This window comes from Siccirubricoccus phaeus (assembly GCF_008360935.1).
Lineage (GTDB): Bacteria > Pseudomonadota > Alphaproteobacteria > Acetobacterales > Acetobacteraceae > Siccirubricoccus > Siccirubricoccus phaeus.
The window spans coordinates 74708-92760 of sequence record NZ_SRXO01000006.1 but is presented as its reverse complement, the minus strand read 5'-3'; the positions used below and the strand labels follow the sequence as shown (position 1 = coordinate 92760).

The 18053-nt window shown below is 67.6% G+C and carries 15 protein-coding genes and 1 tRNA gene; 8 read left to right on the top strand and 8 right to left on the bottom strand.

What is annotated here, in order from left to right; all coding sequences use genetic code 11:
• Window positions 1-82: 82 nt before the first annotated feature.
• The 5 genes from urtA to urtE all read left to right on the top strand — a co-directional run bounded on the left by urtA (window position 83) and on the right by urtE (window position 5667).
• A complete protein-coding gene (gene urtA / locus E5N76_RS10485) occupies window positions 83-1327 on the top strand; it encodes an urea ABC transporter substrate-binding protein (protein ID WP_149537248.1) in 1245 nt (414 codons plus the stop codon).
• Window positions 1328-1387: 60 nt separating this feature from the next.
• Complete coding sequence (gene urtB / locus E5N76_RS10480; protein ID WP_149537247.1) at window positions 1388-2947, top strand: urea ABC transporter permease subunit UrtB; 1560 nt, start codon at window positions 1388-1390, stop codon at window positions 2945-2947.
• A gap of 41 nt (window positions 2948-2988) precedes the next feature.
• Window positions 2989-4038 (top strand): urea ABC transporter permease subunit UrtC, encoded by a 1050-nt coding sequence (gene urtC / locus E5N76_RS10475; RefSeq protein ID WP_149537425.1) that lies wholly within the window; start codon window positions 2989-2991, stop codon window positions 4036-4038.
• A complete protein-coding gene (urtD, locus tag E5N76_RS10470) occupies window positions 4035-4799 on the top strand; it encodes an urea ABC transporter ATP-binding protein UrtD (RefSeq protein WP_149537246.1) in 765 nt (254 codons plus the stop codon). The genes urtC and urtD overlap by 4 nt, the downstream gene beginning before the upstream one ends.
• 172 nt (window positions 4800-4971) lie before the next feature.
• Entirely contained in the window at window positions 4972-5667 is a 696-nt protein-coding gene (urtE, locus tag E5N76_RS10465) for an urea ABC transporter ATP-binding subunit UrtE (protein ID WP_149537245.1), read from the top strand.
• Window positions 5668-5765: 98 nt separating this feature from the next.
• Here urtE and E5N76_RS10460 read toward each other — a convergent pair whose 3' ends face one another.
• From E5N76_RS10460 to E5N76_RS10435, 6 genes are all read right to left on the bottom strand, one after another.
• Complete coding sequence (locus E5N76_RS10460; RefSeq protein ID WP_149537244.1) at window positions 5766-6935, bottom strand: beta/alpha barrel domain-containing protein; 1170 nt, start codon at window positions 6933-6935, stop codon at window positions 5766-5768.
• Entirely contained in the window at window positions 6935-8308 is a 1374-nt protein-coding gene (locus E5N76_RS10455; RefSeq protein WP_149537243.1) for a class II 3-deoxy-7-phosphoheptulonate synthase, read from the bottom strand. The genes E5N76_RS10460 and E5N76_RS10455 overlap by 1 nt, the downstream gene beginning before the upstream one ends.
• 321 nt (window positions 8309-8629) lie before the next feature.
• Complete coding sequence (gene gorA / locus E5N76_RS10450; protein WP_149537242.1) at window positions 8630-10009, bottom strand: glutathione-disulfide reductase; 1380 nt, start codon at window positions 10007-10009, stop codon at window positions 8630-8632.
• Window positions 10006-10464 (bottom strand): hypothetical protein, encoded by a 459-nt coding sequence (locus E5N76_RS10445; RefSeq protein WP_149537241.1) that lies wholly within the window; start codon window positions 10462-10464, stop codon window positions 10006-10008. Before E5N76_RS10445 ends, gorA begins: the two co-directional genes overlap by 4 nt.
• On the bottom strand, window positions 10457-10930 hold the full coding sequence (locus E5N76_RS10440) for a MaoC family dehydratase (protein WP_149537240.1): 474 nt from the start codon (window positions 10928-10930) through the stop codon (window positions 10457-10459). The genes E5N76_RS10445 and E5N76_RS10440 overlap by 8 nt, the downstream gene beginning before the upstream one ends.
• Window positions 10931-11013: 83 nt before the next feature.
• Window positions 11014-12492: an NAD-dependent succinate-semialdehyde dehydrogenase gene (locus E5N76_RS10435; RefSeq protein WP_149537239.1), complete on the bottom strand. Its 1479-nt coding sequence runs from the start codon at window positions 12490-12492 to the stop codon at window positions 11014-11016.
• A gap of 170 nt (window positions 12493-12662) precedes the next feature.
• Here E5N76_RS10435 and E5N76_RS10430 point away from each other — a divergent pair, with 170 nt between their 5' ends.
• The 3 genes from E5N76_RS10430 to E5N76_RS10420 all read left to right on the top strand — a co-directional run bounded on the left by E5N76_RS10430 (window position 12663) and on the right by E5N76_RS10420 (window position 14742).
• Window positions 12663-13451 carry a cyclase family protein gene (locus tag E5N76_RS10430; protein ID WP_149537238.1) on the top strand — a complete coding sequence of 263 codons (789 nt, stop codon included), beginning with the start codon at window positions 12663-12665 and terminating at the stop codon, window positions 13449-13451.
• 159 nt (window positions 13452-13610) lie between these two features.
• Window positions 13611-13701 (top strand) — tRNA-Ser (locus tag E5N76_RS10425).
• Window positions 13702-14205: 504 nt separating this feature from the next.
• Complete coding sequence (locus E5N76_RS10420; RefSeq protein ID WP_149537237.1) at window positions 14206-14742, top strand: hypothetical protein; 537 nt, start codon at window positions 14206-14208, stop codon at window positions 14740-14742.
• A gap of 7 nt (window positions 14743-14749) precedes the next feature.
• Here E5N76_RS10420 and E5N76_RS10415 read toward each other — a convergent pair whose 3' ends face one another.
• Entirely contained in the window at window positions 14750-17548 is a 2799-nt protein-coding gene (locus tag E5N76_RS10415; protein ID WP_149537236.1) for an SNF2-related protein, read from the bottom strand.
• The gene (locus tag E5N76_RS10410) at window positions 17548-18051 is read right to left on the bottom strand and encodes a hypothetical protein (protein ID WP_149537235.1); all 504 of its coding nucleotides are present in this window, start codon (window positions 18049-18051) and stop codon (window positions 17548-17550) included. Before E5N76_RS10410 ends, E5N76_RS10415 begins: the two co-directional genes overlap by 1 nt.
• Between the last annotated feature and the right edge of the window lie 2 nt (window positions 18052-18053).

Below are 18053 nucleotides of genomic sequence, written 5' to 3'. Positions count from 1 at the left end.
ATCTCGCAAAGCCGTACCGCATCCCTCACCCGCCGGGGTGGTGCGGCTGCCTGCCGCCAAGGCCAGAACAGGAAGGAAAGCGATGTCCTCGACTACCCCCACCTTCACCCGCCGGGCCGCGCTGTCCGGCCTCGGCAGCGCGCTGGCCTTGCCCGCCATCCGCCCGGCCTGGGCGCAGGGCGCGCCGATCAAGATCGGCGTGCTGCATTCCCTCTCCGGCACCATGGCCATTTCCGAGACGGCGCTGCGCGACACCGTGCTGATGATGGTGGAATGGGCCAATGCCCAGGGCGGCGTGCTGGGCCGGAAGCTGGAAGCGGTCGTGGTCGATCCCGCTTCCAACTGGCCGCTCTTCGCCGAGAAGGCGCGCGAGCTGCTGCAGGTGCACAAGGTGGATGTCACCTTCGGCTGCTGGACCTCGGTCTCCCGCAAATCCGTGCTGCCGGTGTTCGAGGAGCTGAAGGGCCTGCTCTTCTACCCGGTGCAGTATGAGGGCGAGGAGGAGAGCCCGAACATCTTCTACACCGGCGCGGCGCCGAACCAGCAGGCGATCCCGGCGGTGGAATACCTGATGAGCGCCGATGGCGGCGAGGCGAAGCGCATCGTCCTGCTCGGCACGGACTATGTCTATCCGCGCACCACCAACCGCATCCTGCGCGGCTTCCTCAACTCCAAGGGCATCGCCAATGCCGACATCATGGAGGAATACACCCCCTTCGGCCATTCCGATTGGCAGGGCATCGTCGCCCGGGTGAAGCGCTTCGCCGGCGAGGGCAAGAAGACCGCCATCGTCTCCACCATCAACGGCGATGCCAACGTCCCCTTCTACCGGGAGCTGGGCAACCAGGGCATCAAGGCGGAGGATATCCCCTGCGTCGCCTTCTCGGTCGGCGAGGAGGAGCTGGCGGGCATCGACACCAGGCCGCTGGTCGGCCATCTGGCGGCGTGGAACTACTTCATGTCCGTCCCCGGCACGCCGAACGAGGAATTCAAGAAGCTCTGGCAGGCCTACATCAAGAACCCGAAGCGCGTCACCAACGACCCGATGGAGGCCACCTATACCGGCTTCCGCATGTGGATGCAGGCAGTGCAGAAGGCCGGCACCCCGGCCGTGGCGCAGGTGACGCCGGCGCTGATCGGGCAGAAGCTGATGGCGCCCTGCGGCTTCGAGGAGGAGATGCTGCCGAACCACCACCTCTCCAAGCCGGTGCTGATCGGCGAGGTGCAGGCGGATGGCCAGTTCAACATCGTCTGGAAGACGCCGAATGCGGTGAAGGCGGAGAACTGGTCGCCCTTCATCCCGGAGAATGCGAACCGCCGCCGCTAGACAGGCGGAAAGAAAGGCGCCGGGTTGCGGCCCGGCGCCGACCTTGTTCCAAGAGAGATCATGCGACGTCACCTCCTCGGGCTTTTCCTCGCCTTGCTGCTGGCCTGGCCGGCCGCGGCGCAGGACCGCTTCGCCTCCGCCCTCGCCGGACTCGGCGAGGGATTCGGCCAGACCGCGGAGGTGGTGGAGCGCCTCGGCGCCCTGGGCGACCCACGCGCCATTCCGCTGCTGCAGGCGCTGCAGGACGGGCAGTTGCGCCGCACCCCCGCCGGCACAGTGCTGCTGCCGGACGGCAGGGATGCCGCCACCGGCCAGCCCGGCGACGCCACGGGGGCGGAGGCGGTGCGCATCAACAACCGCGTCCGCCAGGCGCTGCGCGGGGCGCTCGGCCGGCTGCAGCTCCTCTCGCCTGATGCCGAGGCGCGGCGGCAGGCGGCGGAGGCGGTGTTCCGCAGCCCGGCGCCGGAAAACGTGCCGCTGCTGGACGCGGCGCTGGCGAAGGAGACCGATCCGGGGATCCGTGCCCAGCTCGAATTGGCGCTCGCCGCGTCGCAGCTCCGCGCCGATGACGCGGCGGCGAAGCGCGACGCCGTCGCCCGGCTCGGCACCGCCGCCACCACCGAGGCCCGCGCCCTGCTGATCGAGGCGCGCGCCGCCAACCCGGACCTCGCCACCGCCATCGACGTCTCCATCGCTGCCATCGAGCAGCGCCTGGCGGTGCGCCGGGCGGTGGAGACGCTGTTCCAGGGCCTCTCCCTCGGCTCCGTGCTGCTGCTGGCGGCGCTGGGGCTGGCCGTCACCTTCGGCGTCATGGGCGTGATCAACATGGCGCATGGCGAATTCGTCATGCTCGGCGCCTATGCCACCTTCGTGGTGCAGGAGCTGTGCCGCGGCATCCCCTGGCTGGCGCCCTGGTCCCTGCCGCTGGCCGTGCCCGCTGCCTTCCTCGTCACCGCGCTGGCCGGCGCGGCGCTGGAGCGCGGGCTGATCCGCCACCTCTATGGCCGTCCGCTGGAGACGCTGCTGATGACCTTCGGCGTCGGCATGATCATCCAGCAGGCGGTCCGCCTCGCCTTCGGGGCGCAGAACCGGGAAGTGACCAGCCCCTCCTGGATGCAGGGCACGCTGACCTTTCCCGGCGGCATCGCGATGACGCAGAACCGGCTCTGGATCATCGTCTTCGGCATCTTCGTGCTGCTGCTGGTGGTCGCCGCCATCCGCTTCACCCGCTTCGGCCTTGAGATGCGGGCGGTGGTGCAGAACCGCCGCATCGCCGCCACCATGGGCATCCGCACCGGAAGGGTGGACGCCATGACCTTCGCCTTCGGGTCGGGCTTGGCCGGGCTTGCCGGCGTCGCGCTCAGCCAGATCGACAATGTCTCGCCCAATCTCGGCACCGGCTACATCATCGACAGCTTCATGGTGGTGGTGTTCGGCGGCGTCGGCTCGCTGGCCGGCACGCTGGTCGGCGCGCTGACCCTCGGCGTGGTGAACAAGGTGCTGGAGCCCTATGCCGGCGCGGTGCTCGCCAAGGTCTGCGTCCTGGTCGCCATCATGCTGTTCATCCAGCGCCGGCCGAAAGGCCTCTTCGCGCTCAAGGGAAGGGCTGCGGAATCGTGAGCGCCACCCTCGCACCCCCGGCGCCGGCGGCAGCCGGCCGGATGACCCTGCGCCTGGTGCTGGCCGGCGCCATCCTGCTCCTCGCTTTGCTGCCGGTGCTGAACCGGATGCCGGCGGAGAGCGCGCTGCATGTTTCGGATTTCGTGGTCAGCGTCTCCGGCAAGTGGATCACCTACGCGGTGCTGGCGCTCGCCATCGACCTGGCCTGGGGCTATGCCGGCATCCTCTCCCTCGGCCATGGCGCCTTCTTCGCCCTCGGCGGCTATGCCATCGGCATGCATCTGATGCGGCTGATCGGGCCGCGCGGCGTCTATGGCCATCCGGTGCTGCCGGATTTCATGGTCTTCCTCGGCTATCAGAAGCTGCCCTGGTACTGGCTGGGTTTCGACCACTTCCCCTTCGCCATCCTCATGGCCATGGCGGTGCCGGGGCTGCTGGCGCTGGTGGTGGGCTACCTCGCCTTCCGCAGCCGCATCACCGGCGTCTACCTCTCCATCATCACCCAGGCGCTGACCTACGCGCTGATGCTGGCCTTCTTCCGCAACGACATGGGCTTCGGCGGCAATAACGGCTTCACCGATTTCAAGGAGCTGCTGGGCATGCCGCTGAACACGCCGAATGCCCGTTCGGTGCTGTTCTACGCCTCCCTGGTGCTGCTGGTGCTCTCGCTCTGGCTCTGCAGCGTCATCACCCGCTCCAAGCTCGGAAGGGTGCTGGTGGCGATCCGGGATGCAGAGAGCCGGGTGCGCTTCCTCGGCTATGACGTGACGCAGCACAAGCTCTTCGTCTTCGTCCTCTCCGCCGTGCTGGCCGGCCTCGCCGGCGCGCTCTACGTGCCGCAGGTGGGCATCATCAACCCCGGCGAATTCAGCCCGGGCAATTCCATCGAGGCGGTCATCTGGGTGGCGGTGGGCGGCCGCGGCACGCTGGTCGGCGCGCTGCTCGGCGCCTTCTCGGTGAATGCGCTGAAGACCTGGCTGACCACGGTGGCACCCGATCTCTGGCTGTTTGCGCTGGGCGGCCTCTTCGTCGCCGTCACGCTCTTCCTGCCGCGCGGCCTGATCGGCCTGTTCACAAAGGCGCCGAAATGAACGCCGCCGCCTCCCCCGCCCCCGCGCCGCAGCCGCTGCTCTACCTCGACGGCGTCTCCGTCGTCTTCGACGGTTTCAAGGCGCTGAACTCCCTCTCCCTCATCGTCGACCCCGGAGAGCTGCGCGCCATCATCGGCCCGAACGGCGCCGGCAAGACGACGATGATGGATGTCATCACCGGCAAGACCCGCCCGACCGAGGGCGTCGTCCGCTTCCGCGACCACGACCTGACGCGGCTGGATGAGGCGACCATCGCCAATCTCGGCATCGGCCGGAAATTCCAGAAGCCGACGATGTTCGACGCGCTGACGGTGTTCGAGAATCTCGAACTCGCCCTGAAGGCGCCGCGCGGGCCGGTCGCCTGCCTGCGCTGGGTGCTGGGCGGCGGCGACCGCGCCCGCATCGCGCAAACGCTGGAGGAGGTGGGGCTGACCGCCCGCGCCCATGACCGCGCCGGCGTGCTGAGCCATGGCCAGCAGCAATGGCTGGAGATCGGCATGCTGCTGATGCAGGACCCGGAGCTGCTGCTGGTGGATGAGCCGGTGGCCGGCATGACCGACCAGGAGACGGAGCACACCGCCGCCCTGCTGGTCCGCATCGCCGGCCAGCGCAGCGTGGTGGTGGTGGAGCACGATCTGGAATTCGTCCGCGCGCTGGGCAGCAAGGTGACGGTACTCTGCGAGGGCGCGCTGCTCTCCGAGGGCAGCATCGACCATGTGCAGAACGACCCGCGGGTCATCGAAGTCTATCTGGGGCGCTAGAGCGGGATCGGTTGAGCTGCGCTCACCCGCCCCGCTCCAGCTCATTGTTCGGTCGCGTGATTCACGGTTTCGGTCGATTCGACCTCAACCGATCATGCTCTAGCGGTACGATGACCGGAGCGCCGCAGGGCGCGGAGGTCTGAATCGTACCGCTCAACTGAAGGATCCTGCGATGCTGAGGGTGGAGAGCATCGACCTGTCCTACGGCGCTTCCCGCTGCCTGCGGGGCGTCTCGCTGGAAGCCGATCCGGGCCGGATCACCTGCGTGCTGGGCCGCAACGGCGTCGGCAAATCCTCGCTCATGCGGGCGATCGTCGGGCTGGAACGCATCCAGGGCGGGAAGATCCTCTGGGAAGGCCGCGACGTCGCCGGCATGGCGCCGGCGGAGCGCGCCCGGGCCGGCATCGGCTATGTGCCGCAGGGGCGGGAGATCTTTCCCTTCCTGACGGTGCAGGAAAACCTGGAGACGGCCCTGGCCGCCGCGCCGCGCGGCAGCAAGGTGCCGGAGGAGGAGATCTACGCCCTCTTTCCCATCCTGAAGCAATTCCTCAGGCGCCGCGGCGGCGACCTTTCCGGCGGGCAGCAGCAGCAGCTCGCCATCGCCCGGGCGCTTACCGCCCGCCCCCGCCTGCTGATCCTCGACGAACCCACCGAGGGCATCCAGCCCAACGTCATCAAGGACATCGCGCGCGTCATCCGGCTGTTGGCGCGGGAGAAGAATTTCGCCGTGGTGCTGGTGGAGCAGTATTATGAATTCGCCCGCGACCTGGCCGACCGCATCGCGGTGATGGTGCGCGGCGAGGTGGCGCTGGGCGGGCCGGTGGACAGCCTGGACGATGAGGAGGTGCGAAAGCTGCTGACCGTGTAGCGGGGCCGCGCCCATGCAAGCGCGATGGCGTCACGCACAGCCGCCCTGCCTGGCGGAGCGCTCTGCTTCCCGGCCGGGGACCGACACCCCGCCGCCGGTCAGCCCTGGTGGCCTCCGTTCCGCTTCCGCTCGCCATTCTTGCGCAGCAGGAATTCGCGGCCCAATTTCACCCGCGGCACCCCGTCATAGGCGACGATATCGGCGGTGGCGTAGGTCTCGGACCAGATGTCCGGGATGAAGCTGCCGGTCCCCACCACGTCGATCGGCGCCCGCGCTTCCGCCATCACCCGGCATTTCCCGACGCCGAAGCCGGAGGAGGCGACGATGCGCACCTTCGGGAAGCCGGCCGCATCCAGCTCGTCCCGCATCTTCCAGATGGCGGCGGCGGAGACGCCGGTGCCAACCAGATGGCGCAATTCCGTCTCGCTGCGATAGCGGCGGATGGCGCCCGGCGCGTGGCGTTCCAGCACCGCGTAGCTCTCGGCCGGATCCAGCCCTTCCAGGAAGCGCCCGCCATGCGTGTCCAGCCGGAAGGCCAGCTTCCCCGCCGCCGCCAGCTCCGGGAAGCGCTGGCAGACGGCGATGCCGTCCGTGACTTCCCGCCCGAAATAATCGACCAGCACGGTCAGCGGCTCGTTCGGATAGGTCTCGTGGAACATCTCCGCGGCGCGCAGCGTGCTGCCGGCATAGCCGATCAGCGCGTGCGGCATGGTGCCGTAGCCATGGGTGGCGCCGAACCAATGTGCCGTGGCATCCGTGGCGTTGCCGACGAAGCCCTTGGCCCCTTCCCGCTTCGCTGCCTCCCCGCCGACCGAGGCGGCATAGGCCATCATCTCCTGCATCTCGAAGCCGGCGCAGTGCCGCGCATCCATGGCGAGGAACCCCACCTGCGGCAGTTCCAGGCACATCTGATAGGCGTTGTGCGCCGCGACGCAGGGCGGCCCCAGCTTCTGCAGATATAGCGTCTCGAGGTCCGAGAGCTCCGCGAAGGAGCCGGTGAGATAGAGGATCGGGTCGCCGGCGCCGACCCAGGTCCCCTCCGCATGCATCAGCTCGATCTCGAATTCGGTGCCGCGCGCGGCGGCGACACCCTTCAGCCAATCCAGCATCAGCCGTGGCGCACAGACCACCGGGCGGCGCAGGAACACCGCATAGGTCACGCGGCAATCGCCGAAGCGCTGCACGATGGCGCGGGTGCGGTTGAAATAGGCGTCCGTCCGCGCCGTGATGATCGCGTTGCTGGCCTCCGCCCCCGGCCGCCCGGGCATTATTGGGCTGCCTGGGCCGGCTGCAGCGGCGAACGCCGCGCCTTCAGCTCGGCCGCGATCAGGAAGGCGAGTTCCAGCGACTGCTCGGCGTTGAGACGCGGGTCGCAGAAGGTCTGGTAGCGCAGGGAGAGATCGGCCTCGGTCAGGCGATGCGCGCCGCCGAGGCATTCCGTCACCTCCTGCCCGGTCATCTCCACATGCACCCCGCCCGGCCAGGTGCCTTCCGCCGCATGGCAGTCGAAGAAGCGCCGGACCTCGGTCAGCACCGCGTCGAAGGGCCGCGTCTTGTAGCTGCCGACGGTGGTGGTGTTGCCGTGCATCGGGTCGCTGATCCAGACGACGTTGCGCCCGGCCCGCTGCACCGCGCGCAGCAGCGGCGGCAGCTTCGCCTCCAGCTTGTCGGCGCCCATGCGGGTGATGAGCGTGAGGCGGCCCATGGTGTTGGCCGGGTTCAGGATCTCGGTCAGGCGGACCAGCTCCTCCGGGTCCATGCTCGGCCCGACCTTCATGCCGATCGGGTTCTTCACCCCGCGCAGGAATTCCACATGCGCTCCATCCGGCTGGCGCGTGCGGTCGCCGATCCAGAGGAAGTGGGAGGAGCAGGCATAATGGTCGCCGGTGGTGGAATCCACGCGGGTCAGCGCCTGCTCATAGGGCAGCAGCAGGCTTTCATGGGAGGTGTAGAATTCCGTCTCCTGCACCTGCGGCAGGTCGGACATGCCACAGGCCTGCATGAAGGTCAGGGTCTCGTCGATCCGGTGCGCCAGATCCTGGTAGCGGTCGCCGAGCGGGCTGCGCTCGACGAAGCCGAGATTCCAGCGATGCACCTGGTGCAGGTCGGCATAGCCGCCGGTGGCGAAGGCGCGCAGCAGGTTCAGCGTGCCGGCCGACTGCATATAGGCGAATTCCATCCGCGCCGGGTCCGGGATGCGGGCCTCCGGCGTGAATTCCGGACCGTTGATGATGTCGCCCCGGTAGGAGGGGAGCGTGACACCGTCCTTGGTCTCGGTCTCGCTGCTGCGCGGCTTGGCGAATTGCCCCGCCATGCGGCCGAGCTTCACCACCGGAATGCCGCCGCCATAGGTCAGGACGACAGCCATCTGCAACAGGACCCGGAAAGTGTCGCGGATCACGTTGGCGGTGAACTCGGAAAAACTCTCGGCGCAATCGCCGCCCTGGAGGACGAAGCCCTGGCCGGCGCCGGCCCTGGCCAGCGCCGCCTGCAGCCGCCGTGCCTCGCCGGCGAAGACGAGGGGCGGCCATTTCGCCAGACGGGCCTCCACCTCGGCGAGTTTGGCGGCATCCGGGTATTCGGGCACCTGCCTGATGGGCAGGCCCCGCCAGCTTCCCGGGTGCCAGGCGCGCGCAACCATAGTCGTTTATCTCCCTAAGAATTGGGGATGATAGCGGAGGGAGAGGGAGGGTGGAACCCTACTGCCGGCGTTGGGGAAGGGCTCTGGTTGCGGCAGTGCCGCACCCCCCAAACCCCACCCGCCAAGGGCCGAAAGGCCGTCGGAACCCTGAGTCGGCAGGTTCGACCCGCCGGGCTTAAATTCAAGGTTTCCAAAGGCCTTTCGGCCTTTGGCGGGATCGGACGCACTGCGTCCGATGTGAGAGAGGGGTCGCGCCGCGAGGCGCGCCTACGGCGCGACGCCCCTCGAGGCGCGCCTACGGCGCGACGCCCTCTCGAACACCTACTCCGCCGCCCTGGCCTCCACCCCCGCCACCCGCGTCCGCGTCCGCAGCGTGACGAATTCCTCCGCCGCCGTCGGATGAATGCCGATGGTCCGGTCGAAATCCTCCTTGGTCAGCCCCGCCGCCACGGCGATGCCGATGCCCTGCATGATCTCGCCGGCATCCTCGCCCAGCATATGGGCGCCCAGCACCTTCCGCGTCCGCTGGCAGACCACCAGCTTCATCAGCGTCTTCCGCCCTTCCCGCTTGCTCAGCGTGTGCCGCATCGGGGTGAAGCGGGTGACGAAGATATCCACCGGCCCGCGCGCCGCCGCATCCGCCTCCGTCAGCCCCACCGTGCCGATGGGGGGCGAGGTGAAGACGGCGGTGGGGACATTCTCATAGCTCGCCCGGCGCGGGTTGCTGCCGAAGAGCGTATCGGCCAGCGCATGCCCCACCGCCGTCGCCATGGGCGTCAGGTTCAGCCGGTCCGTCACATCGCCGATGGCGTAGATATGCGGCGCCGTGGTGCGATGCTCCGCATCCACCTCGATGGCGCCCTTCGCGGTGCAGTCCACCTTCGCGGCGGCCAGGTTCAGCCCTGCCGTGTTCGGCTCCCGCCCCGTGGCGAAGAGCACCGCATCGCCCTCCAGCACCCCGCCGCCCAGCAGGCTGAGCCGGAGATGCCCCGCCTGCCGGTCCAGCCGCGCCGAGACCTGGCCGGCATGCAGCCGGATGCCCTGCGCCTCCAGCGCCTCGACCAGCGCCGTGCGGATGTCCTGGTCGAAGCCGCGCAGCGGCAGGTCGGCGCGGTACACCACATCCACCTCGGCGCCGAGGGCGCGGAAGACGCAGGCGAATTCCAGCGCGATATAGCCGGCGCCGACGACGATCAGCCGCTTCGGCACCTCCTGCAAGGTGAAGACGTCATCGGACAGCATGCCGAGTTCGGCACCCGGGATCTCCGGCCGCACGGCGCGGCCGCCGACGGCGATGACGATCTTCTCCGCCGTGACGCGCTTGCCGCCGACATCCAGCGTATGGGCATCGAGGAAGGTGGCGCGGGCATCGAAGCTGGTGACGCCGGCATTGCCCAGCAGCCGGCCATAGATGCCGGAGAGGCGCTGCACCTCGGCATCCCGCGCCGCGGCGAGCTTCGCCAGGGAGAAGCCCTTCACCTCCATCTCCCAGCCGAAGCCGGCGGCCTCGGCGGCCCAGCCGCCATATTCGGCGGCGTTGACCATCAGCTTCTTCGGGACGCAGCCGACATTGACGCAGGTGCCGCCCCAGAAGCGCTCCTCCGCCACGCCGACCTTGGCGCCATGGCCGGCGGCGATGCGGGCGCAGCGCACGCCGGCGGAGCCGCCGCCGATGACGAAGAGGTCGAAATCATAACTCATCTGTTCCGCCCTTGCGAATCATTCGCGACGACCACCGAGCCGTCTTCCTCGACCCAGAGCATGGCGATCCCGAGAGCCGCCATGGCGGACCTGACCTTGCCCACGTAGAATTCTGCCAAGGCGGACCGAGGGATGGCCAGCCCGACCCTGGCAGCGCCCCGCCCCTCTGCCTCGGCCATCGCTGCGGCTGTGAAGAAGCCCTTCATCACCCGATCAATGATTTGGTTCGAGGTGAAGCCTTTTCCATCCCTGATCGATCCCCGCCGGGAACTCGTGCCGCCCTTCACCTCGATATGCCAGCGCCCCGCCGGCCCATTGGCGACCAGGTCGACCCCGCGTCCCGTCGGCTTCAAGGCCCGGATTTCGTCCGCCTGGAAGCCCTCCCGGAGCAGCCATGCCCTCACGCGTTCGGTCGTCTCTGCCTCGTCGAAGGCTATGGATCGGGGCTCAGCCATGCTGGCGCGGCCGCTTCGGCACAATCAGCCGCACGGTGAAGACCTGCACCTCCTCCCCCGCCTGGTTCAGGGTGCGGTTGCGCATCAGGGCGGCGCCGCGATCGGGGCGGGACCGGCTGGGCGAGACCTCCAGCACCTCGATCTCCAGCCGCAACTGGTCGCCCGGCCGCACCGGCTTCGTCCATTGCAGCTCCCCGCCGCCGCCGATGATGCCGCCGGCGAGGTTCCCCGCCGCCTGCACCACCATGGCCATGGTGATGGCCGCAGTGTGCCAGCCGCTGGCCGCCAGCCCGCCGAAGAAGCTGGCCTTCGCCGCTTCGGGGTCGGTGTGGAAGGGCTGCGGGTCGTAGCGGCGGGCGAAGTCGATGATCTCCGCCTCGGTGACCGTCACCGGGCCGGCGGTGAAGAGCCGGCCCGGGGTCAGGTCCTCGAGGTAGATCTTGGGCCCCTGAGGCGGCCGATTCACGCCCTCGCTGACGCTCGGACGGTCGGACGCCCCTTGGGGCGGCCGATTCACGTCCTCACTTGCGCTCGGACGATCGGGCGCTGTCACGTCCCGATGCCGCCGAGGGCGAGGTACTTCACCTCCAGATATTCCTCGATGCCGTAATGGCTGCCCTCGCGACCCAGGCCGCTTTCCTTCACGCCGCCGAAGGGCGCGACCTCCGTGCTGATCAGCCCCTCATTGATGCCGATCATGCCGGTCTCCAGCGCCTCCGCCACACGGAAGATGCGGCCGACATCGCGGGCGTAGAAATAGGCAGCCAAGCCGAAGGGCGTGTCATTCGCCAGCGCGATCGCCTCCTCCTCCGTCTTGAAGCGGAAGAGCGGCGCAACGGGGCCGAAGGTCTCCTCGCGGAACATCAGCGCGTCATGCGGGACATTCGCCAGGATGGTCGGCTCGTAGAAATTGCCGCCGCGGCTGTGGCGCTTGCCGCCGGTGACGACGCTCGCGCCATGCTGCAGCGCGTCGGCGACATGCTCCTCCACCTTCGCCACCGCATCGGCGTTGATGAGCGGCCCCTGGGTGACGCCGGACTCGAAGCCGTCGCCCACCTTCAGCGCCTCCACCGCCGCCTTCAGCTTGGCGGCAAAGGCGTCGTAGACGCCGTCCTGCACCAGGATGCGGTTGGCGCAGACGCAGGTCTGGCCGGTGTTGCGGTACTTGCTGGCCATGGCGCCCTGCACCGCGGCGTCCAGATCGGCATCGTCGAAGACGATGAAGGGCGCGTTGCCGCCGAGCTCCATCGAGGTCTTCTTGATGGTGCCGGCGCATTGCTGCAGCAGCACGCGGCCGACCTCGGTGGAGCCGGTGAAGGTCAGCTTGCGCACCAGCGGGTTGGAGGTCAGCTCCTTGCCCGTCTCGCCGGAGGGGCCGGTGATGACGTTGCAGACCCCCGGCGGCATGCCCGCACGCTCCGCCAGCACGGCGATCGCCAGCGCGCTGAACGGCGTCTGCGAGGCCGGGCGGATGACGCCGGTGCAGCCCGCCGCCCAGCCCGGCCCGGTCTTCCGGGTGATCATCGCGGCGGGAAAGTTCCAGGGCGTGATGGCGGCGAAGACGCCGATCGGCTCCTTCGTCACGATGATGCGGCGGCCCTTGGCGTTCTGCGGGATGGTGTCGCCATAGACGCGCTTGGCTTCCTCGGCGAACCACTCGATGAAGCTCGCGGCATAGGCGATCTCGCCCTTGCTCTCGGCGAGCGGCTTGCCCTGCTCCGCGGTCATGATCGCGGCCAGGTCGTCGGTGTTCGCCAGCATCAGGTCGAACAGCTTGCGCAGGATGGCGGCGCGGTCCTTCGCCAGCATGGCGCGCCAGGGGCCCTGCGCCTTGTGCGCGGCCTCGATGGCCCGGCGGGTCTCGGCGGCGCTCATGGCCGGGACGCGGCCCACCACCTCCCCGGTCGAGGGGTTGCGGACCTCCAGCGTCTTGCCGCTATCGGCCTGCACCCATTCGCCATTGATGCAATTCGCCTGGCGGAACAGGTCCGGGTCCTTCAGCGGCAGGCGGGCAACGGCGTCGAGCATGGCGTGTCTCCTTCCCGAGATGCCGAAACATAGGCAGGGGCCGGGGTTTTGTCAGCCGCGCCCGCCCTTCGCCGCCCCGATCCGGGAGGAGGTGCGCAACCCGGCGGCATTTGCCAACCCGGCCCGCCCCATGTCCTGATGCGCCATCGCCGCCAGGGGAGGGCCGCACCATGCCGCGCCGCATCATCGACATCTCCGTGCCGCTGAAGGCCGGCATCAAATCCGACCCGCCCTGGGCCCTGCCGAAGATCGACTACCATGACCACAAGATGACGGCCCCGCCCATCGCCGAGTATTTCGGCATCGCCCTGGACCAGTTGCCGGAGGGGAATTACGCGGCGCGGGAGCAGGTGCAGATCTCCACCCATGCCGGGACGCATCTCGACGCGCCCTACCATTTCTTCCCCCGCCAGGATGAGCGGACGGTGCCGGGCGGCCGCCCCTCGCTCCGGATCGACGAGGTGCCGCTCGACTGGTGCTTCCAGCCCGGGGTGAAGCTGGATTTCCGGGAGTTGCCGGATGGCTACACGGTGCAGCCCGAGGATGTGCAGAAGGAGCTGGCGCGGATCGGCCACACCCTGCAGCCGCTGGAGATCGTGCTGGTGAACACCCGCGCCGGCAGCCGGTACGGCGAGGACGACTATGTCGATGTCGGCTGCGGCATGGGCAAGGCGGCAACGCTGTTCCTGCTGGAACAGGGGGTGCGGGTGGCCGGCACCGATGCCTGGTCCTGGGACGTGCCCTTCAGCGTCACCAAGCAGCGCCTGGCGGAGGGCGCCGACCCCGGGATCATCTGGGAAGGCCACCGCGCCGGGCGGGAGATCGGCTACTGCCACATCGAGAAGCTGCACAACCTGGAGGCGCTGCCGCCGGACGGCTTCATGGTGGCCTGCTTCCCGGTGAAGGTGCATCGCGGCTCGGCCGGCTGGACCCGGGCGGTGGCGATCTTCGAGGAATAGCGGCCGACGCCGGCCTCGTCGGGGCTGGCCGTCTCGGCGGGGCGGCGAGGCGGGTCCGCCCGGGCTGAAAATGCGCCGGCCCGGTTGCCGGGACCGGACGGGCCGACTATGGTCCGCGCCCCGCGCCCCCCCGGTGGTCTCAACCTGAGGGCGCGGCCCGGATGGGTGGCCGAGCGGTCGAAGGCGCGCGCCTGGAAAGTGCGTATACGTCAAAAGCGTATCGTGGGTTCGAATCCCACCCCATCCGCCAGTCCCCTGAGGCGTCCCGTTCTCTGCCTGGTCGGCGACCGCGCTGAGTGGCAGGTTTCCTGGGGTTCTTGGGGCCGACCTGTTGACTGGCCTGAGCCGGTCACGCCCGAAAATCGCTCTCCGGAGGCCAGTTCTCTCCGGACCTCCTGACTCGGGCGCTTTGGTACGGAACACAATAACCCAGGTCGAAAGCCGGCTTTGCCGCGGCGGGCGCTTGCCACGGTTCGAACCTCACTTGCCCGAATTCCATGCTGCGAGAGCAAACACTTCGGTACGTAGGCGCCGATCAACGCTCATACTCACCGTGCTTCAACGAGGCCCTGCGCAGGCCGCGTCCTCCTGAAGCCACGCAGGCAATGGCAGCCAGGTGCACCATCGCCGGCTGGACCATGATGGGCACAACCGTATCAGAAGGGATCAGGCTGCGGACCTCCGAACAGCTTGGAGGTCAACGCGAAACTCGCTACACGAGCTTAACCGATGTTCTTGGTCGGGGTGCGAACGGATGTTTAGCAACCGCGCCCAAACCGTGAAGTCGCTCATGCAATACGTTGAAGGTTTAGGCCAGTTGCAGCGCCGCAACGACGAGTATGCCAAGGAACGAACCACCGAAGCAGTGGTGGTGTCCTTCCACTCTTCTTGGCAGGAAAAGATAAAGAAGAGTGCGTTTACAACCATATTGCGAAAGAGAATTCCATTAAACTCGCGCCCTCAGCGCATATATTTTCATGTAAACTCGCCGATCGGAGCGATATGTGCCCGCGCAAAAATAGAAGATGTTAAGACTATTTCGAAATCAGAGGCGTTGAACTTAGAGCTCTCGATAAATCTTACCGCCGAAAAGATCCTGCAATACATAGGAAACGACAATCAAATTGGCGCGTATTTCGTTTCTCATATTGATTATGCACCACGCGAGGCGAAGTCTTCGGAAATTAATCGTATCTTTCCGTACTATCCGCCACAAAGTTTTGTTTCGTTAAGTTCGGACCATGAAAAAATAATTATCAATATGTGTGGATACAGTGCGATCGCCGAATAGCACGCATTCAGAAGTTTGAGCGCAGCAGGTCGTCAGCACCTACCTCTAGCCAGCCCAGGAGATCCGCCGAGAACGAGCCCCCCGCTGCAAGCAAGCCGCGATGCTGAAGCTCGCGGTGCAATGCTGGCTCTGCGAACTCCGCCAGGAAGCGCCGACGCTCAGCCAGGTTGAGGAAGCCATCAGTTGGCGGTCGATCCAACATCCGCTCCGGCAACCGCTCCATGGCCGCCGACCGGCCACCGCTGAGCCCCATCGCAAGGGCCAGCACCTGCGTTTTCCGGTCCCCCTGCGCTGTTGACGCTTCGAACAACCACCAGCACAGAACGGCACCCTCGCCACCAGCCTGGCGCACGCTGGAGCCCAAGCGTTCGGGCGGCGTGCTCCGCCACTTCGTCAGCTGACTGGCGACCAGCGGATGGTCCAACCCTAGGAGCCCCAAGCCATCCGTCGCCATTGCCCGTTCGCGGTCATCCGTGAACTGCGCTACCGTCGTCCCAGTCTGATCGACAACCTCGAAAAGCCCATCCCCGGCCTTCCTGAGTGCCCAGCCCTGCTCCGCCAGAGCTGCAGCCAGGAAGTCATGAATGCGGCCCACGCTGCTGGCGAGATCAGAAAATGGTCGGTAATCCTCCAGGCTGAAGCCATCGAGGTCCTGGAACAACTCGAACACCACCTGCCTCGCCTCGCTGGCATTCGCCAGCGCAGCGTCGAGCTCGACCTTGGTCCGCCGCAACTCTGGATCAGACAGCGCCGCCTGGTACAGCCTGTCGTAGTTCAGTCGTTCCGACAGCTGGCCCAGCACTTGCGCCCGCAAATCCTCCGCGACATTACCGGCCTCATCCACCTTGCCGAGCGCGCGCGCGATCTCTGTCAGCTTCTGATCGAGCATCAGGAATATGCGTCCCTCGATCGTGTCGGATAGGATGAGGTTGTAGACCTGCGCTGTGTCGCGCTGGCCGTAGCGGTGGATGCGACCAATGCGCTGCTCCACGTCCATCGGATTCCAGGGCAGATCGAAGTTGAACAGCACGCGTGCGAACTGGAGGTTGATGCCCTCCCGTCCCGCCGCGGTGCAGACCAGGACCCGCGGACCGTCCTTCTGCCGAAACCGGCGTTCCGCCGCCAGCTTCGCGCCGTGGTCGCCGCCGCGTAGGACGGCGACACCTTGGCCTGGATACTCTGCCTCAATGTCGCGCGCGATCTGCTCAACGGTGCCGAGGTAGGTGGCGAAGATAACCACCTTTTCCTGCGGATTTTGTCGCCACAGCACGCCGAGGCCGGCCAACAGCTTCGCAATCTTCGTTTCGCGCGCCGCTGGGAACGTCGCCAACATCTCTGCGATGCGCAGCCGCTCCTCCGGCAAGTGGACCGAGACAGCAAGGCTGGCGAGGTCTTCCGACGATTGAGCCGCAGCCTCGTTCCCATAAGGATCAGAGGCCTCCGCGAGCGCCTCCTCCTCGTTGTCCAGGCGGCGCACCAACCGAAGTTTCAAATCCGCCAGCACCTGGTCCACCTGCCCGCGGCCGACGGGATCCTGCGGCAGCCCGTATTCCTCGTGAATGAGAGCCCGCGCTTCGCCGTAAAGCAAGTCGCGTCCATCGATATCCAGGGCACGGTCGCGCAGCACGGCTTCATGGATGGTCAGCGCGAGCATCCGGCGACGCAGGGTGCGGCGCACAGCAGCGAAGCTCGACGCCGCGATCTTCTGGAAGATCGCCATCAGGAAGCCAAGCGCTCGGCCCTTGCCGCCCTGGCGCTTGGCCAGGTCAAAGCCGTCCTGAAGGTAGCGCTGCAAGGCCTCGTAGAATTTTCGCTCCGCGTCGGACATCACGAAGGACTCGGTGTGCACCCAGCGCCGCGCAAAGAGCGGCGAGCCATCCGGTCGGCATGCATCGGCCTTGGTCCGCCGGAACACTACCGTCGAAAGCCGGTGCCGCTGCGTCACCATCTCGTCCACGCTGCGGAACAGGGTCGGGTTCAACAGCTGGATCAGCATCCAGAAGGGGAAATGGTGCCCCTGATGCGGCGTGGCAGAGAGCAGCAGCAGGTCTCGTGCGTGGTCCTTCAGCGCCTCTGCCAGCTTGTAGTTTTCCGTCCGGCGGACACGCTTCCCTTCCTGGACCGCCGTCAGGTGATGCGCTTCATCGAAAACCACGAGATCCCAGCGCGGGGCCTCCAGCAGACGCTTTACGCGCGCGGGCCGTTTCAGCGTGTCGATGCTTGCGATCAGACGGTGGTGCTTGGCGAACGCGTTGGTTTTGCGGTCGGTCACATCGCCTTCGCTACCGAAGACCTCAAAGTCGAGACCGAACACCTCATTCAGCTCGCGGTGCCAGTTGTTCACCAGGCCCGCGGGAACCACCATCAGGGCGCGCTCGAGCTCCCCACGGCTCGCCAGCTCGCGCAGGATCAGCGCCGTCTCGACGGTCTTGCCCAGGCCGACCTCGTCGGCAATCAGAAAGCGGCGGGGGCTCGCGGTGGCCACGCGATGGGTCAGCACGACCTGATGCGGGAGCAGGTCGATCCGCGCCGAGGTCAGCGCGGCCGCGTCCTCCATCAGAGGCAGCATGTGCGCCTGCAAGGTCAGGCGGATGGCACGCAATCGCTCCGGCGTGCCGGCGACATTGGCCAGGATGCGATCGGCCCGGGAGAGCGCAGGACGCAACGCTGCCAGCGGCACCCGACGCTCGCCGGCGCCGAAGAAGGCGCGGACGTAGCCGTCCCGCGACGCCTCCAGCACCACCCCTTCGCCCAGCTCCGCATGCGACACCCGCACGCCGGGTGTCAGCTCCAGCGCTTCGCTCATCAGGATAGCCGCGCCTGGCGCAAGCCGATTAGTCCCGGCCCCTCCGCTGGCCCTCGCCAGCCGGCTGGCGAGACTCGCTCGACATCGCGCTCAGCACCCGAGAAGAGCAAGCGGCCGAGCGGCAGGCGACCGTTATCCGCTGTCGCCCACAGCCACGCGTCGTTTGGCGCATCGTAGGTGACACGCTGCGCGCCGCTGGGCAGCCACAGCACCAGGGCGCGCTCACCTTGGTATGCGTCCTGAAACTCGCGGACGAGGTCGCGAAGGTCCGTAGCGATCCAGGTTTCTGCATCCGCCGGTGCCAAGCAGTCCAAGGACGCTTCGAGACCTGTCGCGACCAGCGCGCGCCCTCCATTGCTGACGAGGTCGACGGGCCAGTTGAGCCGCTCGCCGAAGAGCGCACGCAGCGGCATCACCTGGTCAGGGCTGGCTAACTCGCGGAATGCGTCAGCCCCCCAGAGCAGCGTGAGGCCGCGGCGTGCCCAGGCATCGGCGAGCGGCATCA